Origin of the sequence: Lysinibacillus sp. JNUCC-52, from assembly GCF_015999545.1 — a bacterium.
Taxonomy (GTDB): domain Bacteria; phylum Bacillota; class Bacilli; order Bacillales_A; family Planococcaceae; genus Lysinibacillus.
In genome coordinates, this window is the sequence record NZ_CP065546.1 from 3,799,925 (window position 1) to 3,821,634 (window position 21,710).

Annotated in this window: 16 protein-coding genes, 20 tRNA genes and 1 rRNA gene; 33 read left to right on the forward strand and 4 right to left on the reverse strand. The window is 39.8% G+C overall.

The window, feature by feature from the left end; genetic code table 11:
- Window positions 1–83: 83 nt before the first annotated feature.
- Genes nadA through nadB form a run of 3 tightly spaced genes read right to left on the reverse strand, consistent with a single transcriptional unit; the run spans window position 84 to window position 3,577 of the window.
- Window positions 84–1,187, reverse strand: a complete 1,104-nt coding sequence (gene nadA / locus JNUCC52_RS18800; protein WP_228134148.1) for a quinolinate synthase NadA — start codon at window positions 1,185–1,187, stop codon at window positions 84–86.
- Window positions 1,174–2,034 carry a carboxylating nicotinate-nucleotide diphosphorylase gene (gene nadC / locus JNUCC52_RS18805; RefSeq protein WP_228134147.1) on the reverse strand — a complete coding sequence of 287 codons (861 nt, stop codon included), beginning with the start codon at window positions 2,032–2,034 and terminating at the stop codon, window positions 1,174–1,176. The genes nadA and nadC overlap by 14 nt, the downstream gene beginning before the upstream one ends.
- Window positions 1,991–3,577 carry an L-aspartate oxidase gene (gene nadB, locus JNUCC52_RS18810; protein ID WP_337980541.1) on the reverse strand — a complete coding sequence of 529 codons (1,587 nt, stop codon included), beginning with the start codon at window positions 3,575–3,577 and terminating at the stop codon, window positions 1,991–1,993. The genes nadC and nadB overlap by 44 nt, the downstream gene beginning before the upstream one ends.
- 99 nt (window positions 3,578–3,676) lie before the next feature.
- Between nadB and JNUCC52_RS18815 the strand changes: the two genes are divergently transcribed.
- The 27 genes from JNUCC52_RS18815 to JNUCC52_RS18945 all read left to right on the forward strand — a co-directional run bounded on the left by JNUCC52_RS18815 (window position 3,677) and on the right by JNUCC52_RS18945 (window position 11,981).
- Window positions 3,677–4,768: a cysteine desulfurase family protein gene (locus JNUCC52_RS18815; RefSeq protein ID WP_337982240.1), complete on the forward strand. Its 1,092-nt coding sequence runs from the start codon at window positions 3,677–3,679 to the stop codon at window positions 4,766–4,768.
- Window positions 4,769–5,324: 556 nt separating this feature from the next.
- Window positions 5,325–5,440: ribosomal RNA gene (rrf, locus tag JNUCC52_RS18820) — 5S ribosomal RNA — on the forward strand.
- A 10-nt stretch (window positions 5,441–5,450) separates the two neighbouring features.
- Window positions 5,451–5,526: transfer RNA gene (locus JNUCC52_RS18825), tRNA-Val, on the forward strand.
- A 3-nt stretch (window positions 5,527–5,529) separates the two neighbouring features.
- A tRNA-Thr gene (locus JNUCC52_RS18830) sits at window positions 5,530–5,605 on the forward strand.
- A 6-nt stretch (window positions 5,606–5,611) separates the two neighbouring features.
- Window positions 5,612–5,687, forward strand: a tRNA-Lys gene (locus JNUCC52_RS18835).
- 25 nt (window positions 5,688–5,712) lie between these two features.
- A tRNA-Leu gene (locus JNUCC52_RS18840) sits at window positions 5,713–5,797 on the forward strand.
- A gap of 47 nt (window positions 5,798–5,844) precedes the next feature.
- Window positions 5,845–5,919, forward strand: a tRNA-Gly gene (locus JNUCC52_RS18845).
- A gap of 5 nt (window positions 5,920–5,924) precedes the next feature.
- Window positions 5,925–6,013, forward strand: a tRNA-Leu gene (locus tag JNUCC52_RS18850).
- A gap of 15 nt (window positions 6,014–6,028) precedes the next feature.
- A tRNA-Arg gene (locus JNUCC52_RS18855) sits at window positions 6,029–6,105 on the forward strand.
- 9 nt (window positions 6,106–6,114) lie between these two features.
- Window positions 6,115–6,191 (forward strand) — tRNA-Pro (locus tag JNUCC52_RS18860).
- A 21-nt stretch (window positions 6,192–6,212) separates the two neighbouring features.
- Window positions 6,213–6,288 (forward strand) — tRNA-Ala (locus tag JNUCC52_RS18865).
- A 26-nt stretch (window positions 6,289–6,314) separates the two neighbouring features.
- A tRNA-Met gene (locus tag JNUCC52_RS18870) sits at window positions 6,315–6,388 on the forward strand.
- 7 nt (window positions 6,389–6,395) lie between these two features.
- Window positions 6,396–6,472: transfer RNA gene (locus JNUCC52_RS18875), tRNA-Ile, on the forward strand.
- Window positions 6,473–6,484: 12 nt separating this feature from the next.
- Window positions 6,485–6,577, forward strand: a tRNA-Ser gene (locus JNUCC52_RS18880).
- Window positions 6,578–6,630: 53 nt separating this feature from the next.
- Window positions 6,631–6,705 (forward strand) — tRNA-Met (locus tag JNUCC52_RS18885).
- Between the two features lie 3 nt (window positions 6,706–6,708).
- Window positions 6,709–6,784, forward strand: a tRNA-Asp gene (locus JNUCC52_RS18890).
- 37 nt (window positions 6,785–6,821) lie between these two features.
- Window positions 6,822–6,897: transfer RNA gene (locus JNUCC52_RS18895), tRNA-Phe, on the forward strand.
- A 5-nt stretch (window positions 6,898–6,902) separates the two neighbouring features.
- Window positions 6,903–6,976 (forward strand) — tRNA-Gly (locus JNUCC52_RS18900).
- A gap of 3 nt (window positions 6,977–6,979) precedes the next feature.
- Window positions 6,980–7,056, forward strand: a tRNA-Ile gene (locus JNUCC52_RS18905).
- 4 nt (window positions 7,057–7,060) lie between these two features.
- Window positions 7,061–7,137 (forward strand) — tRNA-Asn (locus tag JNUCC52_RS18910).
- A gap of 12 nt (window positions 7,138–7,149) precedes the next feature.
- Window positions 7,150–7,240: transfer RNA gene (locus tag JNUCC52_RS18915), tRNA-Ser, on the forward strand.
- A gap of 2 nt (window positions 7,241–7,242) precedes the next feature.
- A tRNA-Glu gene (locus JNUCC52_RS18920) sits at window positions 7,243–7,314 on the forward strand.
- A 189-nt stretch (window positions 7,315–7,503) separates the two neighbouring features.
- The gene (locus JNUCC52_RS18925; protein WP_337980542.1) at window positions 7,504–8,715 is read left to right on the forward strand and encodes a diaminopropionate ammonia-lyase; all 1,212 of its coding nucleotides are present in this window, start codon (window positions 7,504–7,506) and stop codon (window positions 8,713–8,715) included.
- A 105-nt stretch (window positions 8,716–8,820) separates the two neighbouring features.
- Window positions 8,821–9,594, forward strand: coding sequence for a DUF7683 domain-containing protein (locus JNUCC52_RS18930; RefSeq protein ID WP_337980543.1), 774 nt, complete (start codon window positions 8,821–8,823; stop codon window positions 9,592–9,594).
- A gap of 111 nt (window positions 9,595–9,705) precedes the next feature.
- A complete protein-coding gene (locus JNUCC52_RS18935; RefSeq protein ID WP_337980544.1) occupies window positions 9,706–10,467 on the forward strand; it encodes a MerR family transcriptional regulator in 762 nt (253 codons plus the stop codon).
- Between the two features lie 73 nt (window positions 10,468–10,540).
- A complete protein-coding gene (locus JNUCC52_RS18940; protein ID WP_173477637.1) occupies window positions 10,541–10,990 on the forward strand; it encodes a TraR/DksA C4-type zinc finger protein in 450 nt (149 codons plus the stop codon).
- A gap of 64 nt (window positions 10,991–11,054) precedes the next feature.
- Complete coding sequence (locus JNUCC52_RS18945) at window positions 11,055–11,981, forward strand: dipeptidase (protein WP_173477636.1); 927 nt, start codon at window positions 11,055–11,057, stop codon at window positions 11,979–11,981.
- A gap of 343 nt (window positions 11,982–12,324) precedes the next feature.
- Here JNUCC52_RS18945 and JNUCC52_RS18950 read toward each other — a convergent pair whose 3' ends face one another.
- Window positions 12,325–13,245 (reverse strand): 1,4-dihydroxy-2-naphthoate polyprenyltransferase, encoded by a 921-nt coding sequence (locus tag JNUCC52_RS18950; RefSeq protein ID WP_173477635.1) that lies wholly within the window; start codon window positions 13,243–13,245, stop codon window positions 12,325–12,327.
- Between the two features lie 363 nt (window positions 13,246–13,608).
- On the opposite strand from JNUCC52_RS18950, the gene JNUCC52_RS18955 reads away from it, so the two are divergent.
- From JNUCC52_RS18955 to JNUCC52_RS18980, 6 genes are all read left to right on the forward strand, one after another.
- Window positions 13,609–14,994, forward strand: coding sequence for an isochorismate synthase (locus JNUCC52_RS18955; protein WP_337980545.1), 1,386 nt, complete (start codon window positions 13,609–13,611; stop codon window positions 14,992–14,994).
- Window positions 14,987–16,711 (forward strand): 2-succinyl-5-enolpyruvyl-6-hydroxy-3-cyclohexene-1-carboxylic-acid synthase, encoded by a 1,725-nt coding sequence (gene menD / locus JNUCC52_RS18960; RefSeq protein ID WP_173477633.1) that lies wholly within the window; start codon window positions 14,987–14,989, stop codon window positions 16,709–16,711. Before JNUCC52_RS18955 ends, menD begins: the two co-directional genes overlap by 8 nt.
- Window positions 16,699–17,508: a 2-succinyl-6-hydroxy-2,4-cyclohexadiene-1-carboxylate synthase gene (gene menH, locus JNUCC52_RS18965; protein ID WP_337980546.1), complete on the forward strand. Its 810-nt coding sequence runs from the start codon at window positions 16,699–16,701 to the stop codon at window positions 17,506–17,508. The genes menD and menH overlap by 13 nt, the downstream gene beginning before the upstream one ends.
- Window positions 17,509–17,569: 61 nt before the next feature.
- Complete coding sequence (menB, locus tag JNUCC52_RS18970; RefSeq protein WP_173477631.1) at window positions 17,570–18,388, forward strand: 1,4-dihydroxy-2-naphthoyl-CoA synthase; 819 nt, start codon at window positions 17,570–17,572, stop codon at window positions 18,386–18,388.
- Window positions 18,389–18,522: 134 nt separating this feature from the next.
- The gene (locus JNUCC52_RS18975) at window positions 18,523–19,962 is read left to right on the forward strand and encodes an o-succinylbenzoate--CoA ligase (RefSeq protein ID WP_337980547.1); all 1,440 of its coding nucleotides are present in this window, start codon (window positions 18,523–18,525) and stop codon (window positions 19,960–19,962) included.
- A gap of 570 nt (window positions 19,963–20,532) precedes the next feature.
- Window positions 20,533–21,681: a transglutaminase domain-containing protein gene (locus tag JNUCC52_RS18980; protein ID WP_337980548.1), complete on the forward strand. Its 1,149-nt coding sequence runs from the start codon at window positions 20,533–20,535 to the stop codon at window positions 21,679–21,681.
- The last annotated feature ends 29 nt before the right edge of the window (window positions 21,682–21,710 follow it).

Here is a 21,710-nt window from a genome sequence, read left to right on the forward strand (position 1 = left end):
GAACAAATACATCGACTGTGCTTTTTTTATTAGGAGAAATAGGAAAAATCGTCTACCAATAAATAGGTAGACGATTTTTTCGCTTATGCACGTGATAGCATTCTTTCAAGTGAGCTACGAGCTTCCTTTGCCGTTGACGCATCTACTTGGATACGGTTATGGGGCTTGCCCTGAACAATGCTCTCAAGTGACCACAGTAAATGTGGAAGGTCAATGCGATTCATTGTAAGACAAGGGCAAAAGTTTTCGTTTAAAGAAATAATATGTTTATCAGGATGTTGTTGAATAATTCGGTTTACTAAATTCATTTCTGTGCCAATTGCCCACGCTGATCCGCTTGAAGCATTATTAATCGTATCAAGGATATATTTTGTAGAGCCTGCATCATCTGCAGCTGCGACAACTTCACGGCTACATTCAGGATGAACGATAATACGCATATTTGGATGTGATTGACGAACCATTGCTGTATGTTGCACTGTAAAGCCTTCATGTACCGAACAGTGTCCTTTCCACAATATTACTTGAATATTTTCTGGCGATTGATCTGTTTCAAGCGTATTCGTATGTGGATTCCATACGGCCATATTTTCGAGTGGCACACCTAAGTCGAACGCTGTATTTCTTCCTAAATGCTGATCTGGTAAAAATAATATACGCTGTTTTTGTGTAAATGCCCATTTTACCATTTCTTTAGCATTAGAAGAGGTTACACAAGCACCGCCGTGACGTCCAGTAAATGCTTTAATCGCGGCAGTAGAATTAACATATGTTAACGGCAAAATTGTATTGCCGAAAAGTTGCTGTAGAATTGGCCAAGCTTGTTCAGTTTGATAAATATCTGCCATATCAGCCATCGAACACCCTGCACGCATATCAGGTAGGTAGACATGTTGCTTCTCCATAGTAAGCATATCGGCTGTCTCTGCCATAAAATGCACACCACAAAAAACGATATGCTCGGCTTCTTTATTAGCAGCGGATATTTGAGCAAGCTGTAAGGAATCCCCTGTAGCATCAGCAAATTGTATTACTTCATCTTTTTGATAGTGATGGCCAGGTATAAAGAGTGTCTTACCAAGCTTCTTTTTTATAGTTCGAATACGAGATTCCATTTCGATTGTTGATAATGTTCGGTAATGCTCAGGAAGTAATGAGGTTTGTTGTAGTAAACTAGTGATGGACAAGTGTATGCTCTCCTTTCATTTGTACAAGTGCACTAATATCAAAAGTTTTTACGGAATGAGTTAATGCACCTAATGATATCCATTGAATGCCTGACTTTGCATAAGCATTGAGGTTTTCTAATGTAATGCCACCAGAAGCTTCAGTAGCGATATGTGCTGGAACGATTGGAAGCCAAGCATGTATTTCTTCAGGTGTACGATTATCGAACATAATAATGTCAGCCCCTGCTAATATAGCTTCTTCTAATTGTGCCTTCGTTTCAATCTCGACTTCGATTTTTACCGTGTGCCCAATTTTCTTGCGAGCAGTTTGTACAGCTTTGGTAATACTTCCTGCAAAGGCAATATGATTATCCTTGAGCATAATTGCATCGTATAAGCCACTTCGGTGATTATAGGCACCTCCTACTCGTACCGCATATTTGTCGAGCATACGTAATCCTGGAATGGTTTTGCGTGTATCACAAATTTTCGCAGAGGTTCCTACAGTTTCACGAACAGCTAAGTTGGCTGCTGTAGCGATAGCAGACATGCGTTGAATAAGATTCAAAATGACTCGTTCACCTAATAATAATTTTTGTAGAGGTCCTTTAATAACAGCAAGGACATCTCCGTAATTCACAGCATCCCCATCATTTTTATGCATAGTTATATGCATCGAAGGATCAAGTAAACGAAATCCATGTTCGATAATAGGCGTTCCACAAAAAATACCGCTGTCTTTTGCATAAAAGGAAAAGGAGCCTATTTGGTCGATTGAAAAGATTAGTTCACTTGATAAATCTCCATCTCCTATATCTTCATTAAAAAATTGCTTGAGCATTTCCTCGAGTTTGATGATATTCATACAATGAATTCCTCACTTTCATTTGTCCTTGTTGAAAAATAATCCAGCGCTGTGCCCACTTTGCTTCACTGTTAGGTTTATCATTCCGAATGTGTGCACCGCGTGTTTCTGTTCGCATGATAGCTGCATGGAGCATCAATGATGCAACAATATGCATCATGTAAAGTTCGAGTTGCTGTTGATTTAAGTCCATTACTTTTACTTGACGTAGATTTTGTAATGAAGGTAGTTGTTCTTTCAAAAGCTGCATATCGAAAGGGTCTCGGACAATGCCTAATGAGCGCATCATTGTTTGTTGTAAGTTTTCCTTTGTGAATAATGCTGGCATTGATTGATAATCATTAACAACAGCAGGTGTGAAATTAGTTTGCTTACAACCTGCTTTTATAATAAATTGAGCCATTTTATGACCAAATGTTATGCCTTCGAGTAATGAATTGCTCGCTAAACGGTTTGCACCATGAACTCCTGTACATGCTACCTCACCAACAGCATAGAGATGAGAAATCGAGGTTCTTCCCTTATCATCCGCAATCACACCACCCATTAAAAAATGGGCGCCTGGAGCTACAGGAATTAGGCCGTCTTGTATATCTATACCGTTTCCAATACAAAGTTTTGTAATTGTAGGGAATTTAACTTCAAATCCCTGAATGTTTGAAATATCAATAAATGTTTCGTGCCCTGAGGCGCGTTTAGTATATAATGTGTGTGCTGTAATATGGCGCGGAGCTAAATCGAGCAATGGATGCACACCTTCCATAATTGGTTGACGCCCTGCATTAACAAAAATTCCTCCTGCTCCCCGAACAGCTTCAGAAACCAATCCTTTAGCTTCACCATTACACCATAATAGACTTGGATGAAATTGCATAAATTCCATGTCACTGATAGCAGCGCCAGCACGGTAAGCTAATGCAATGCCGTCTCCAGTATTCGTGGCAAAGTTCGAAGTGTTTGAGTAGAGAGCACCTGCACCACCTGAAGCCAGAATGACGTGATGAGCAAAGTAACGTTTTATTTCTTTTTCACTTTTTGCTAGTACGCCAATACAAGCACGATCCGTATTCAGTAACAAGTCATAAGCCATCTCATTGCTATTAATGTGAACGTTTGAAGATAGATGCTGAAGCAAATAATCAATTAGCACTTGGCCCGTCCTATCACCACCAGCATGTATAATTCGTTGATGGCTATGTGCTCCTTCTAAGCCTAGAGCAGGTTCGCCATTTTCTTGCCGATCGATAGGTAAACCCTCTAATAGCAGTTGCTGTATAATCGTCATTCCATCGTTTATTAGTACATCAACGAATTTGTTTTCATGATGGTGTTCACCTGCCGTCAGTGTATCAGCAATATGAAAACTAGTATGATCTTCTGGACTAGTAACAGCAGCTATTCCTCCTTGTGCACGATAAGAGCTACTCATTTTAACTGAGGATTTTGTAACAATCTGTACTTGAAAATATTGTCCGAGTAGTCGTGCAGCTTGAAGTGACGCAATGCCGCTACCAATAATAAGTATGTCTGTCTTTACATCCATAGCAATACCTTCTTTACAGTTGTCTTGACACATATCTTTACATAAAATAAAAAGGAAAACAAGACTTGATGACTAGAAAGGGAGAATTAGATGATTTATATGGATTATGCAGCAACATCTCCAATGTCCAGTAACGCACTTCAGGCTTATTGTGATGTAGCAAAACGTTATTATGGAAATAGTGCGAGCTTACACGATTTAGGAGGACAAGCAAATTATTTTGTGGAGCAGGCAAGAACTGTACTAGCCAAAACTCTCGGCGTTGAACGGAATGGGATAATTTTTACTGGGAGCGGCACAGAGGGAAATATACTATCAATTTTGTCACTAGCTTTAGCTGCAAAACAGGGTAAGCATATTATTTCATCCCAGGCTGAACATACATCAGTTCATGCAGCATTAAATACACTTGAAAAAATGGGGTTTGCCATCACGAAATTACCTTTACAGCTAAATGGGTGTATTGATGTAGAACAAGTTCGAAAAGCAATAAGGGAAGATACAGCATTAATAACGATTCAGCATGTAAATTCCGAAATAGGTTCCATCCAACCTGTAGAGGAAATCGTCGAAATAGCAAATAATGCAAATATATTTTTTCATGTGGATTGTGTGCAGTCATTTAGTAAACTAGCAACATATTCATTTAGTGCAAATGTAGATGCGATAACGGTTTCAGCCCATAAAATAGGAGGACCAAAAGGATGTGGGGCTATTTTTATCAATCCGAAAATTCGAGTTCCAGCATTAACGCCTGGTGTAACGCATGAACGAGGTTTACGAGGAGGAACATTAGATACACCTGCCATTGTTGCATTTGCGACAGCTATTGAAAACTATCAATATGAGCGTCAACATTATGAATTACTGCGCCAATATTTACGAAACAATTTACCGTCAACTTGTCAGTTGATTGAATGTAACAATCAACTGCCTAGTATATGCGGCTTGATAATGGAAAAAGTAGAGGGGCAATATGTGTTGTTAAAATTAAACGAAGCAGGTATTTGTATTTCAACGGGGAGTGCTTGTGATATTCACAGTGAGTCTGGTACAAAGGCAATTTTATCAATGGGCTATACGATGGAGGAGGCACGCCAATTTTTTAGAATTTCCTTTGGACCAACAACATCATTTGAAGAAATTGATCAGTTAGTTGCTGCTCTTACTAATGTTTTTGTAAAATACTAAACGGAAATATAAATGTTAGTAAAATATTTTATAAAAAAGCTTTAGATTTTCACTTAGAGTCCCCACTTTCAGTGAAAATCAAAGGCTTTTCTTAAATATGATTAGGAAATACATTGAAGGGTAGAATATTAAAGTTTTTATCTAATATCTATCCAAGTAGTTTCAAATAAAAATCTATTGGGGAAACTGTACACAGGCACATTCGTAATATGCGCGCTTGTTGTGTATCGCTAGACTGCAAAAAGGGTAGTAGTTTTGTTTGTTAGTTTTCTTTAGCATGCTTTTACTATGTGCTTATACGATAAAGTTTTTATTTTTATTAATAAAATGTTTTCTTTTGAAAAAACAATTGCTATAATGATTAGCAGAGCGATAATTTCTCTCACATAACAAAAATATCTTCAAAAAGTAATAATTTCTTTTTTTTATAAAAAAGGGTTGCAATATGTTGATAATCGTTATACAATAATTCTTGTCTTGAAGGACAGGTAAACAACTTCAAAACGACATACATAAAGGTTTCATGAATATGTAGTAAATTAGAAACCAAACATAGTCTAGTGATGATGGCAAAGAGGTCACACCCGTTCCCATACCGAACACGGAAGTTAAGCTCTTTAGCGCCGATGGTAGTTGGGGGCTTCCCCCTGTGAGAGTAGGACGTCGCTAGGCATAATACCCAGGAGGATTAGCTCAGCTGGGAGAGCATCTGCCTTACAAGCAGAGGGTCGGCGGTTCGAGCCCGTCATCCTCCACCATATGCCGGTTTAGCTCAGCAGGTAGAGCAACTGACTTGTAATCAGTAGGTCGTGGGTTCGATTCCTATAGCCGGCACCATTTTTTGAGCCATTAGCTCAGTTGGTAGAGCATCTGACTTTTAATCAGAGGGTCGAAGGTTCGAGTCCTTCATGGCTCACCATTTTTATAATTGCCAACAATAATATGCGGGTGTGGCGGAATTGGCAGACGCACTAGACTTAGGATCTAGCGCCGCGAGGCGTGGGGGTTCGACTCCCTTCACCCGCACCATTTATTTTTAATTTCATAATTGCCAGGATAAATAATCTTATGCACATGCGGAAGTAGTTCAGTGGTAGAACACCACCTTGCCAAGGTGGGGGTCGCGAGTTCGAACCTCGTCTTCCGCTCCAAATGTGCCGGGGTGGCGGAACTGGCAGACGCACAGGACTTAAAATCCTGCGGTAGGTGACTACCGTGCCGGTTCGATTCCGGCCCTCGGCACCATTTTTTAAATAGTAAGCGCCCGTAGCTCAATTGGATAGAGCGTCTGACTACGGATCAGAAGGTTGTGGGTTCGACTCCTGCCGGGCGCGCCAATAAATGAACGGGAAGTAGCTCAGCTTGGTAGAGCACTTGGTTTGGGACCAAGGGGTCGCAGGTTCGAATCCTGTCTTCCCGACCATTTCCTAACAGATATAATTATGGGGCCTTAGCTCAGCTGGGAGAGCGCCTGCCTTGCACGCAGGAGGTCAGCGGTTCGATCCCGCTAGGCTCCACCATAATTTATAACCAGTATAAAGATCCTGGCGGTGTAGCTCAGCTGGCTAGAGCATTCGGTTCATACCCGAAAGGTCGTGGGTTCGACTCCCTCCGCCGCCATCTTAAAGGACCTTTAGCTCAGTTGGTTAGAGCAGACGGCTCATAACCGTCCGGTCGCAGGTTCGAGTCCTGCAAGGTCCACCATTTATATACTACGGAGGTATACCCAAGTCTGGCTGAAGGGATCGGTCTTGAAAACCGACAGGCGGGTAACACCGCGCGGGGGTTCGAATCCCTCTACCTCCTCCAGTTTTTATTTAGTAAATGGTGTGCTAACAACTCGATATAATAAATAGTATTTTCGCGGGGTGGAGCAGTGGTAGCTCGTCGGGCTCATAACCCGAAGGTCGTTGGTTCAAATCCGGCCCCCGCAACCAAATGGTCCCGTGGTGTAGCGGTTAACATGCCTGCCTGTCACGCAGGAGATCGCCGGTTCGATCCCGGTCGGGACCGCCATTTTTTAAATAAGTTGATAGCTTAGTAAGAAGTATATGGGTCAGTAGCTCAGTTGGTAGAGCATTAGATTGAAGCTCTAAGTGTCGGCGGTTCGATTCCGTCCTGACCCACCATATACGCGGGTGTAGTTTAATGGTAAAACCTCAGCCTTCCAAGCTGATGTCGTGAGTTCGATTCTCATCACCCGCTCCAAATGGGCCTATAGCTCAGCTGGTTAGAGCGCACGCCTGATAAGCGTGAGGTCGATGGTTCGAGTCCATTTAGGCCCACCATTATTCCGAAGTAGCTCAGTTGGTAGTAGCACCTGACTGTTAATCAGGTTGTCGCAGGTTCGAGTCCTGCCTTCGGAGCCATTTTTTATTTGTGGGGAAGTACTCAAGAGGCTGAAGAGGCGCCCCTGCTAAGGGTGTAGGTCGGGTAACCGGCGCGAGGGTTCAAATCCCTCCTTCTCCGCCATTGGCCCCTTGGTCAAGCGGTTAAGACACCGCCCTTTCACGGCGGTAACACGGGTTCGAATCCCGTAGGGGTCATACTAAAACGCAGTAAATGTGATTATCACATTTACTGCGTTTTTTTTGTTAGAGTGAAAGATAGCTAATAAATAAAGCGAAATTTTACGACTTATATAGAATAGTATCTACTATAGTACATACTATTATTCTTTTTAATTGAATTTTCAGGTAATATAGTAATGAACGCTAAAATAGAGGGGGATAAGGATGAGCCATAACTTGAAATGGATAGACAATCAACAATTTCATTTACAGGAAAACATAGAGCGATTAGAACATGCACTACAAAGTTTTACAGCGGAACAGGTGAATCGTGTGGAACGATTTCATCGTACATATGAAGGTTTTAAACAGACACCTTTACGTAGTTTAGATTTTTTAGCATCCCATTTAGAGGTCAATAAAATTTTCGTGAAAGATGAGTCATTTCGATTTGGCTTAAATGCATTTAAGGTTTTAGGGGGCATTTATGCAATTGGCCAGTATGTTGCGAAATTGCTAGGTCAACATATTGATGATCTGTCATTCGAACAATTAAAGTCGCCTGATGTAAAAGAACAACTAGGCAATTTAACCTTTATTTCAACAACAGATGGCAATCATGGACGAGGGGTTGCATGGGCTGCTAGAGAACTAGGATGTAAAGCACGGATTTATATGCCAGCTGGCAGCGCGGAAGAGCGTTTGCAAAATATTAAGAACGAAGGGGCATACGCAGAAATCACGACAATGAATTATGATGATACCGTGCGTTATACGTCACAGCTTGCAGATAGCAATGGCTGGGTTATTATACAGGATACGATGTGGGAAGGATACGAAGAAATTCCTTTATGGATTATGCAAGGCTATACAACATTAGCAAAAGAAATAGTCGACCAATTAGAAGAAGCACCGACACATGTATTTTTACAGGCAGGAGTAGGTTCATTTGCTGGAGCAATCGTCGCTTTTCTCCAACAATTTTATGGACGGAAGATAACATTTGTGTTGGTAGAGCCAGATGTAGCGAACTGCTTTTATGAGAGCTTTAAACTTGGCACTGACCATTTTGTTACTGTCGGTGGAGAAATGCAAACAATTATGGCAGGGCTAGCGTGTGGAGAGCCAAATCCTTTGGCCTGGGATATTTTAAAAGCGTATACGAAAGTAAGTATTTGCTGTGATGAAACGACAGCTGCTACGGGCATGCGTGTGTTAGCAAATCCACTTGGTTCGGATCATCGCATTGTTGCAGGCGAATCAGGTGCAGCACCGTTCGGATGTTTTTATGAGTTAATGACGAATGAGGATTATGCAGAATTAAAGGCGACATTACAGCTAAATGCACAATCAAATATACTCTTTGTGAATACAGAGGGAGACACGGACGTAGAAAACTATCGAAATATTGTGTGGCATGGTAAGTATGCAAAATAGTACAAGTGAGCATCTCTTTGTTGATTGAGATGCTTTTTTATATTAATTCTTGCAAATTATTTTTACATTTATTCATAAAATAAAATAAATAAAGAGGTGATATTATTGAGTAACCACATAAAATACCAATGGCGAATAACGAAATATAATCCTGACTTCCGAAATAATGAGGGGCATTACACGAAGGAGGTGGAATGGACAAGTCCATCTCACATTGGGAAGACAATCGATGGTGAAACCTTTACAGTAGAAAAATATATAGAGGTCGAAACTGCCTATATTGCTACAATCATGAAGTTTTTACATGTCAATGATATAAAATCATTAACAATGATTAACACGACTTATATTGATGTAGGGTTAGAATCTGCTTTGTATAACCAATTGTATGATGAAAAATTTGACAATCTTCACTTAAAAGATGATCAAGAGGTAACGATTGATCAAATTCCTCTCATTGCAAAAATGGTGTTACGGGGTTTTCTATTTTGTCATTTCATCGCTGCAGATTTTTTTGTCCATTTTGGAGATGACTATTATATGTTTATTGGAACAAATCATTATCAAGAGGAACCATTACAATTTGCTCGGGAACATCATTTATTTGTAGAAGAAATGATTTCTCCATTTTATATTCGTGAAGAGAGCATCGAAAGAATGATCATGTGGACGCCAATTCATGAAGATACCGTAGTAGGTGAGGAAATACTAACAGACATTTCATTAGAGAAATATAGGGAAATATTGCATCTTTCCACTATTCATCCAGTTGTCGGGGTCTTTCCAATTACAGCGAGTAACCAACCATTTTTTCAAAAAAATTTAAAACATAAAATGGATATGAATAAGTATCAATATTATCTAAGTGCGGGGGATTGATGATAAGCGCTGTGGCAGGTAGTAAAGTGGCCACAGCCTTTTTTTTATTTAAATAGCCCTTGACCTTAACGCTACGTCAAGGTTTACAGTATGAATATGGAGGTGAGAGCAATGGAATATACGATTCAGCAACTTGCCAAATTGTCTGGGGTCAGTACGAGAACGTTACGCTACTATGATGAAATCGACTTGCTAAAACCAGCAAGAACGAACGAGGCAGGCTATCGCTTTTATGGTCAACATGAAGTCGATATACTTCAGCAAATTTTGTTTTATAGAGCACTCGATATGAAACTAGTGACGATTCACAACATTATTCATGCACCTGATTTTCAACATACTGCTGCATTAAAAACACATCGTGATGCTTTACTACAACGAAAAAAACAGCTAGATCAATTATTAAAAACAGTGGAACAAACAATTCAATCGATTGAGGGGGAACGTCCAATGACGAACGAAGAGAAATTTGAAGGCTTTAAAGAGCAGCTAATTGAGGAAAATGAAAAGCAATATGGTCAAGAAATTCGTGCAAACTATGGTCAAGAAACAGTTGATGCATCGAATGCAAAATTTAGAAATTTAACAGAGGAGCAGTATAAAGCAATGCAACAATTAGAACAGCAATTATTTGAACGATTAAAAGAGGCGATGGCAATAGGAGATGCGAAAAATGATGTTTCAATGGAAGTTGCAGAGCTTCATAAACGCTGGTTGAGCTTTTCGTGGCCGCAATATACAAAGGAAGCACATGCTGGTTTAGCACAAATGTATGTAGCAGATGACCGCTTTACAGCTTATTACGATAAGCATGTATCTGTTGGGGCTACTCAATTTCTGCATGATGTAATTAGAGAATATACACAAAACTAAAGGAATCCTTCTCATACTGATGTTTTAGAAATAAGTATTTAGGAAAAAATGAATGTATGAGGAGGAGATTTTCATGGAACAACAAATGATAGAAAAGTTTAAAAAACAATTGCAGCAGGAATTACAGGAAATAGAGCAGCAGCTAGAGGAATCAGAGCGACCACAGGCAACAGAGCTCTCCAATTATGATAATCATCCAGCTGATAATGCGAGTGATTTAACTGATCAGCTTACAGAAATGGCTATTGATGAGCATCGTAGTGACCATGCGGAGGAAATCAAAAACGCCCTGCAAGCTATTGAAGATGGAACGTACGGCAAGTGCGCAGAATGTGGGGAAGAAATTCCGCTAGGTCGATTAGAAGCGATGCCCCATGCATTGACATGTGTAGAGCATGCGGAGCAACGAGAGGAACAAATACGACCAGTAGAAGAGGATGTACTATCATCCTTACCAAAATCTGATGATTTCGAAGAGCTTGAGGAATTTGGTTCGTCAGATACGCCATCAGATAAAATGTAAAAAATACGAGCATTTCTTCCTAATTATTCCCTTGAACAGTATAATAGCTTTATGGGGTGATAACATGGAAATAATTGATTTACATTGTGATGTATTGTATAAGCTAACAACGCTAGATGCGCCAAAATTTGCGGATGATGTACGATTACATGCAAGTAAAGAAAGATTACAATTAGGGCAAGTAAAGGCGCAGGTATTCGCTATTTTTATCGACCCTGCAACACCACAAAATATGCAATTTTTAGAGGTCATGCGTCAAATTGAAGCCTTTCATACACAAGTATTACAAACTGAAGGCATGGTGCATATTACGGAATGGTCACAACTAGATACTTTAGCGCCTCATGAAATTGGTGCTATTCTAAGTTTAGAAGGCTGTAGCGCAATTGGCGATGATATGACAAAGCTTTCAGCAATTTTGGATGCAGGTGTAAAGTTAGTAGGACTTACATGGAATGAAGAAAATGCTGTAGCCTATGGCGCAGAGCAGGATGCTAGTCTAGGGTTAAAACCTTTCGGTAAAGAGGTTGTCAATATGCTAAATGCGCGGGATATTATTATTGATGTATCCCACTTAAACGAGCAAGGGTTCTGGGATTTGCTGCCGCTGGCAAAACATCTTGTCGCAAGTCATAGCAATGCACGTGCGATTTGTGACCATCCACGTAATTTAACAGATCAACAAGCAAAGGCACTTATAGAGCATGGGGGTCATATACATGTAGTCTACTTCCCAAAATTTATTGGTGACAATGCAACAATGGATGATTTAATTGCGCATGTAAAGCATCTGGCGAGTATTGTTGGGATTGACCATCTCGGAGTAGGATCTGATTTTGATGGCATCAATGTAACAGTTAAAGGCCTAGCGCATGCAGGTGAGGCGCAAAATTTATTGGAGCAACTACGAGAGCATTTTACAGATGAAGAAGTTCGTGGAATAGCGCACAATAATTTTAGACAATATATAAAAAAAGCAGCAACCAAATAAGGTTGTTGCTTTAGAGTTTTGACAAAAGGAAAAAGAATTTCGCTCTTGAGCCTTTTGTCATTTTTATTATTTGGAAATGGCATTTTGCTAACAAAGTGAATATACTCTTCAAGCGTATCATCTCTTTTAAGTAGCTTGTCATGTTGCATCTTCTACATTTTCCATGTTCCGCATAATCACTTTATTTAGTTGATTGGAGCGGAGGGCGGCGACTCCTGCGGGAATGCACAGCACGTAAGACGCAACAAACCGCGCGCTAGCAAGGGTTGCGGCTTACGTGTGTGCCCGCGGAAAGCGTCCACACGCAGCGGAAATCAATTGCAGTCGTCACTATTTGTGCATATTAATAAAAGAAATAATTCACTAATAATCCGAGTCCTAATAGGAAACCGAAGAATGTATTTGTTTGCGCTGTATATTTCATCGCTGGCATTACTTCCTTGGCTTCTTTTTTATCGCGGAAAATTTGGATAGCACGTAGCGGCTTCGGAATACTTAGGAAAATAATAAGCGCCCAAAAAGTAATACCGTCAATTGCTACTAATGCAATTACCCATAGGTAGGAAACGATAAAAAAGCCAGATAGTACAGAAATAGCACGGTCACGACCTACTAAGATGGCAAGCGTTTTCCGTCCACCTTCTGTATCGCCAACAATATCACGAATATTATTAGATAGCATAATGCCACCTACTAAAATCATACTCGGAACAGAGAGTAAAACCGCATCCAATGTTACAGTACGTGTTTGAATAAAAAAGGCAATTAAGACAATACCCATACCCATGACGGCCCCTGAAACAAGCTCTCCAAATGGCGAATATGCGATAGGATAAGGTCCTCCTGTATATAGAAAACCAATCAGCATGCAAACTAGTCCAACTGCAGCAAGCCACCAAGAAGTTGAGGCACAAATATAAATGCCAAGAAGCATGGCTAGTGCATAAAAGCTTAAAGCAATCAACATAATTGTTCTCGGCTGTACACCGTGACGGACAATTGTGCCGCCAATGCCGACAGAATGTTCATTATCTAATCCTAGCTTGTAATCATAATATTCGTTGAACATATTCGTTGCTGCTTGAATTAGCATACTAGCTATCAGCATCGCAAAAAATAGTCCAAAATTAATTGTTTCTTTTTCAATTGCTAGAGCAATTGCTGTTCCTAAAAATACTGGAACGAATGAAGCGGTTAAAGTATGTGGGCGCGTTAAATGCCACCAAACTTTAAAACCCCTATCAGCTTCAATGACTTTGGTCATAAGGTCTTTCTCTCCTTCAACTATTGTAGACTCTTCTTATTTTATACGAAGAAAGAGAAAATGGATAGGTTCACAGCTTATTACATACAGTTATGTTTAAAAAAATGATACAATAGTACATGCATTTGAGAGATGGGAATACAAATTAAGCTAATCGTAGCAGTAGAAAGATTAAAGCCGTCAAACAAATAGGACGGCTATTTTAGCGCAACAAGTAATGCGAAAGACGGATGTCACAGGTCTTTTTGTGTGTGAATTCGAAGCGACAGACGTATGATGTTATGTACGTGGAATTTAAAGCAACACGTACAATAGCGCGAAACATAATTGATTATGTACATTGCAATAACGGAGGTAATTTTCATGCAACAGAAGTGGTACCAAGCCACAGAAGTAGAAGTGGACTCTTTGGGCCAAAACCTTCATTTTTATATGGAAACAATCGAAGTAAGTCGCTTATCAGCCCTTGCATTTTATGCAGCGGGCGAGGAGCGTTATAAAGGTGAACGATTTTATTGGCAAAATAGAGAAAAAACAATGACATTAGTAGGGCTGGGACATACCCACACAATTCAAAATAACGCAAAAAGCGACCGCTTTGATGCTGTAGAAGCTGAATGGAAACGCTTAACGAAAAATTGCGTAAAAGGACAAGCAGAACTACAACCCATTTTATTTGGTGGTTTTACATTTGATCCGCAAAATAATGTGAATGGTGAGTGGACAGACTTCCCAGAAGCTTATTTTGCCTTGGCAACGTATCAGCTAGTATTACGTGATGACAAAGCCTATGTAAGCATAAATCTTATCGCAACAGCTACGCAGGCAGATGAACAATTAGAGGCACTGCGTAAAGAGCGAGATCATTTAATCCATGCTGCGCAAGTAAAAGAAGTGAAAATGTATGCGAAGCCTGAAATAACGAATTATTTTGAGCCATATAAGGACCCATATTTAGCGTCAATTGACCATGTGACTGCACTAATAAAAGCAAAGCAAGCAGATAAAGTAGTCATTGCACGTTCACTTGCACTGCAATTTAAGGAGCAAGTATCGTCACCTCAAGTATTAGCTCAAATTATTCACGAACAGCCTGAAAGTTATTTGTTTGGGCTAGAGAGGGACGATTTATTATTTTTTGGAGCATCTCCAGAGCGCCTTGTGAAGGTAGCAAATGGTCTTGCATACTCATCATGCGTCGCAGGGTCAATTCAACGAGGTAAAACAGCTGAGGAAGATGACGCATTTGGACAAAACTTATTAAATGATCCTAAAAATGGTGGCGAGCATCAATACGTAGTCGATATGATTGCGGATACGTTCCGTAAAAACTGTGTTGCGATGAAAATACCAGATGGACCACGTTTATTAAAAATAAGAGATATCCAACATTTATATACACCTGTTGAAGGTCAGCTTAACAATGAGGCAACTATATTACAGTTAACGAAGCATTTGCACCCAACGCCAGCTTTAGGCGGTGTGCCAAGAAAAGAGGCCATGACTGCTATACGTAAATACGAGCCAATGAACCGTGGGCTTTATGCTGCGCCAATTGGTTGGCTAGATGCAGAGGGCAATGGGGAATTTGCGGTTGCGATTCGTTCTGCTGCGTTAATAAAAGATAAAGCTTATTTATATGCAGGTGGCGGTATTGTAGCTGATTCAGAGCCACAATCTGAATATGAGGAAACATTAGTGAAATTCCGTCCAATGCTTCGAGCGTTAGGAGGACAAGTACATGAGTGAACGAAAAATATTGACTGATTATGTTTATAAAATGGTTGCATCACTAGTGCAGGCAGGTGTCCAGCATGTTGTTGTAAGCCCTGGATCACGGTCAACACCACTAGCTTATGCTTTTGCCTCTACAAAGCAACTAACGATGTACCGTCAAGTAGATGAACGAGCTGCTGCATTTTTTGCACTAGGAATTGCTAAAGCTACTGCTAAGCCTGTTGTATTGTTATGTACATCAGGTACTGCTGCAGCCAACTATTATCCTGCGATTGTAGAAGCAAGTTATGCGCGAGTACCTTTAATTGTTATAACGGCTGATCGCCCACATGAATTACGTGAGGTAGGGGCACCACAAGCTATTAATCAGACAAATTTATATGGAGCACATGTAAAGTGGAGTGTCGATTTTCCACTTCCAGATGGTGCTGCACCGACATTGCCTTTTATTGAGCGTCATATCGCACGTGCAGTAGCCATTGCGACAAGTGCACCTTTTGGTCCAGTGCATATGAATGTACCGTTCCGTGAACCGTTGCTTATTGATTTTTGTGATGAGCTTCCTAATGTTACATTTAAGCAAAGTATTATTGGACAGTTAACACCACCTAAGGATGCACAGCTAGAACTTACATCTATATTACGACAAACGAAAAAAGGGTTTGTCATTGTTGGTGAGCTTCCATTAGGGACAGATTTAACTGTTATGTGGGAGTTTGTACGCCAATTAAAATGGCCGATTATTGTTGAAAGTCTATCAAATATGCGAACTTCTGTGCCAACTGATTGCCTACCATATGTAATTACAACCTATGATGCAATTATGAAAAACGATGACTTTAAAGCGCTTGTTGAACCTGAAACAGTTCTTCGCATAGGAGCTCAGCCTGTATCGAAGTTTATTATGCAGTTTATTACAAAATCGCAGCCACAAGCTTATATTGTTGTTGATGAAGATCCGATGTTCCGTGATTCTACAGGGGTATCCACTCATTTCTTACATGCAAGCATTGGTGAATGGCTTATTCAATTAGATCTTTCTGAAACAGCGCTCGAAGCGGCCTATTTAGCTGAATGGCAAGATGCCAATGACATCGCATTAGAGTATATTGAGCATTATGCAGAAGGCGCAATTGACGAGGGAGCAATGGTGAGCCGCTTACTTGAAGTAATTCCAAATGGTAGTGATGTATTCGTCAGCAGTAGTATGCCAATACGAGATATTGATACATTCCTTATGACAACATCAAAAGATATTCGTATTTTTGCAAACCGTGGGGCAAATGGTATTGATGGCGTTGTATCGACTGCGATGGGATTAAGTCAAGGAAACAATCGTGAAACCTATTTGCTCATTGGCGATTTAGCTTTTTTACATGATGTCAATGGTCTAATTGCTTCACGCTATCAAGCATGCAATATAACCGTTATTGTGATGAATAACGATGGTGGCGGTATTTTCTCTTATTTACCACAATCAACTGTAGAGGCGCATTATGAGAATCTATTCGGTACACCGACTGCGCTCGAATTTCAAGATATTGCTCGCATGTATGACATGGACTATATTTGTATCGAAGATATTGCACAGTTAGTACCTAAATTTAATATGGTGAAAAAAGGACCATTACGTTTAATCGAAATTTTTACAGATCGTGAAGAAAACGTTTATGCACATCGCGCTCTTTGGAATCGTATTAATGCAGGATTAAAAGCATGGCAAAGCTAATTATTCGTGGTCTTGAGACACATGTAGATATTTGGAATGAAGCTGCAGGGCAAACAATTGTTGCATTGCATGGCTTTACAGGAAGTACTGCTACATGGCAAAGTTTAGCGAAGAATCTTCCTCATATGCGAATCGTAGCAATTGATTTAATTGGTCATGGTCAAACAGCTGTGCCTGAACAAGAGAGCCGCTTTACAATGGATGAACAATTGCGTGATCTAGAGGACATTGTTAGTCAATTACAATTAGAGACATTTACTTTGCTTGGCTATTCAATGGGGGGACGGATCGCATTATCCTATGCAATCGAATACCCGCATCGCGTGGAGAAGTTATTGTTAGAAAGTGCTTCTCCTGGTTTGCGAACATTAAAAGAGCGTATGGAGCGTTGTGAGCGTGATGATGCGTTAGCCACGAAAATTATGATTAATGGTGTGCTGTCCTTCGTTAATGCGTGGGAAAATATACCGTTGTTTGAATCGCAAAAGCGGTTATCTCATAATGCAAGGCAAGCGGTTCGAACAGAACGTCTGGCCCAAAGGGAGATGGGCTTGGCTGGCAGTTTACGGGGAATGGGAACTGGTGTACAGCCATCTAATTGGGACAAGTTAACACAATTAGAATTACCTGTGTTATTACTGACTGGTTCATTAGATAGTAAATTTTGTAATATTGCTTTAGAAATGAAAGCGTTATTAAAAAATGGAAATCATATGACAGTAAATGACGCTGGACATGCAATTCATGTGGAAAATCCAGCTGAATTTGCTACAATAGTAAATGAGTATTTAACGTAATGATTTTTACGTTAGCGCTTCATCTTAGTTATGAGGCGAATTTTAATTAGGAGGTATTTCAATGTCACGTCAATGGACTACATTACATACTTACGAAGACATTAAGTATGAGTTTTATAACGGTATCGCTAAAGTAACGATTAACCGTCCTGAAGTGCGTAATGCATTTCGACCAAAAACTGTTATGGAAATGATTGATGCATTTTCTCGTGCTCGAGATGATAAAAATGTAGGTGTTATCATTTTAACAGGTGAAGGCGAGCAAGCTTTCTGTTCAGGTGGTGACCAGAAGGTACGTGGCCATGGTGGCTATGTAGGTGATGATGAAATTCCACGCTTAAACGTACTTGATTTACAACGTTTAATCCGTGTTATTCCTAAACCAGTAGTAGCGATGGTTGCTGGTTATGCAATCGGTGGAGGACACGTATTACATGTTGTATGTGACCTTACAATCGCAGCAGACAATGCTCGTTTCGGACAAACTGGTCCAAAAGTTGGTTCATTTGATGCTGGTTACGGTTCAGGCTATCTTGCACGCATTATCGGTCATAAAAAGGCTCGTGAAATTTGGTACCTTTGCCGTCAATACGATGCACAACAAGCGCTTGATATGGGCTTAGTAAATACAGTTGTTCCTTATGCACAATTAGAAGACGAAACTGTGCAATGGTGTGAAGAAATGCTACAAATGTCTCCTACAGCTTTACGCTTCTTAAAAGCAGCTATGAATGCTGATACAGACGGCTTAGCTGGTCTTCAACAAATGGCAGGCGATGCTACACTTCTTTACTACACTACTGATGAAGCAAAAGAAGGTCGTGACGCATTTAAAGAAAAACGTCAACCAGACTTCGGTCAATTCCCAAGATTCCCTTGATTTGAAAGGTGCAGGCTCGTATCTCTTTGTAGATACGAGCTTTTTCTATTTTTATAAAAGGGGAAACAGACGAATAGACCAATGATGGAAAAAGCGGTACCATTATCATTGTAAATGATCGGAGGAAGCAAATAATGTACCCAAACTGGATTTTGCAGCGTGCGTATGTAACACCATTACGGAGCGCTCTCACATACGAAGGACAAACATGGACGTTTCAACAATTAAATGAGCTATCTTTAAAACGCGCTCGGCAATTAACAGCGCTGGATATTAAGCAAGGGGAACGTATCGCGATTATGGGACCGAGTACGCCTGCACTTGTCGTTATGATGTATGCTTGTATGCATTTGCAATGTGAAATGGTCATGCTTAATCGTAGGCTTTCTCAAGCCGAAATCGCTTATCAACTAGAAGATTCACAAGCAGAGGCTGTGTTCGTTGCAGATGAAGATGTAGAAAAATTACCACCCCAGACGTCTTATTATTTATTTTCTGCCATTGAGAATGGGACAGAACAGCATGTTGATATTGCAAAAGAATGGTCACTCAATCAAACAACATCTATTATGTATACATCTGGGACGACTGGCTTTCCAAAGGGAGTTCGCCAAACGGTTGGCAATCACCAGGCAAGTGCAACGGCTTCTGTTCTTAACATAGGTTTACAAGCAGATGATGTTTGGTTGTGTGCAGTACCATTATTTCATATAAGTGGATTTTCTATTTTAGTGCGTTCATTACTATACGGCAATAAAGTACAGCTATACGAGCATTTTAATGTAGATGCTATTGCACAAAACATAATAGATGGCGATGTCACACATATGTCGGTAGTCGCTGTTACATTAGAACGTATTTTAAATACATTGGAGCTAAACAAGGCACAGGCGTCACCACAATTTAAATTGATGCTAGCTGGTGGCGGCCCTGTACCAGTAGATTATTTAAAACGAGCAAGTGCACTACATTTAGCTGTAGCACAAACATATGGTATGACAGAAACTTCATCGCAAACAGCTACACTAGCGAGTGAAGATGCCATGAATAAAGTTGGTTCTGCAGGTAAGCCATTATTTTTTAATCAAATAAAAATTTCAGCCCCAAATGCGCAAGGTGAAGGTGAAATATGTATTAGAGGCCCACATGTAACACCAGGGTATATTGGACGCTTTGCTGAAAGAAGTGCAACCGAGGAGGGATGGCTTCATACTGGAGACATTGGCTACATGGATGAGGAAGGCTATTTATTTGTTGTCGATCGTCGAGCAGATTTAATTATTTCAGGTGGTGAAAATATTTATCCAGCTGAGATAGAAAATGTGTTATTGGCACATCCTGCTGTTCAAGAAGCGGGTGTGTGTGGCATTGATGATGATAAATGGGGGCAAGTTCCAATAGCTTTTGTTGTTTTAAAGGAACAGCTAGCTATGGAAATTTTACAGCGGTATTGTGAAAACAATCTTGCTAAATATAAAGTCCCAAAACAATTCATTATAATCGATGAACTTCCACGGAATGGAGCAAATAAGCTACTAAGAAGAAAATTATTAGATTTACTTCCAAGTGAATAACTTTCATTAAATTAGAATGCCTTACAAGGGGCTTCGTTTAAAAGAAACAGCATGCTAGAAGCGCACTTCTAGCATGCTGTTTTTATATTTAGTGCCAGTCACTCAAACAATTTCGAATTTTATGTCATATCCGAGTAAAAATCCATGAAGACTCCTGCGGGAACACACGCAATGTAAGACGCAACAGGCGACGGTTGCGGCTTACAACGTGCCCGCGGAAAGCGCAGTGGATTTTTTCGATGATGTCGATATTTTGTTAGGTGTCTATACGATAGTGCCCGTCATTCAACACTTCGCCACAAAGCACAGTCAATTTTTTAAGACATAGAAATTCGGGTATTATGCTGATATAGAAGTAAAGATCAATAGTCCTGTAATTTCAAGTACAGGCGACGCATTTTGCCGACATTGCTTTGCATTATTCTCCTCGTCACTGTTTTGCTACATCCTTTTCCACCATGCTCTGTCATTAAATTTTCCAATCCTCCATTTTTTTAGATTAAATTAATGATTCATTAACATAATAAGTAATGAGCGGCATAAACTATTTAGTAAAGGAGAATGACTCATATGAGAAAATATATATATAATGTTGTCATTATATTATTTGTTTTACAAATGAGTCATGTGCAAGTATTCGCAAATTATGAAAAACAAAATATAGCAACGGCTAATTCAATAGAAACATTACAACAGCAAATTCAGAATGAAGTGTTGCAACTGTCTACTGAATTTGATATTCGATACACTGGTAATATATCTGACTTAAAAGACCAACTAACAGAGCTTATTAAACATGCCATTACCGATCCATATATTTACGCCAATATTTCTAGTTTTAAATGGAAATATGATGGCTACGCAAATAATATTGTCATTCAATTTCAATTTACCTATCATATCTCACAGGAAGAGGAGGCATTTGTCGAGCAAACATTGACAACTATTGTTGGATCTATGCATGGATTAAGCAAGCTGGAGAAAATACAAGCTGCACATGATTATATCGTCTTAACTTCTGAGTATTCAAAGGATAGTGTAGGAAGTCAATATTCCCCTTACACATTGCTTACTGAACACAAAGGTGTTTGTCAGGCCTATGCTTTAGTACTATATCGGATGTTAGAGATGCTAGATTTTGAAGTACAATATGTACCAGGCAAAGTGGGAGAACAATTGCATGCATGGGTATTAGTGAAGCTTGATAATGAATGGTATCATATTGATGTTACATGGGATGATCCATTGCCAGATCATAAAGGTGAAGTTCGCTATAATTACTTTCTTGTTTCCGATAAGCAATTAGCAAAAGACCATACTTGGGATTATGCAAGTTTTCCAGCGGCAACAAGTGAAAAATATGCTGATTGGCAGCAACTAACTAAAGTTGAAGTTCTTACGAAACCTTTAACAAACCATTTTAATTTTAATAGTGGGCTCGCGATGCTAGATAAAAATACACATATTATCAAACAATTAGTAGAACCATCTCCACTATTATTGAAACAAGACGAAAAAAGCAGCAAGTCTGTTCAAATAGTTTTCAATGCACAAAATGATAAAATTATTCTAGAGAGAAGTTTTACGCTTCGTCCAGTTTTTGCATATGTAAAGACGAATGCTAAGGATGGACAAAAGAGAATTATTAGCGTTGACAGAACTGAGAAGAGAATGCCACAAGAAAAATACGTCATAATAAAGGAGGTGTCCCCTGTGTAGTTGGGGCACCTCCTTCTTCAAACTACCAT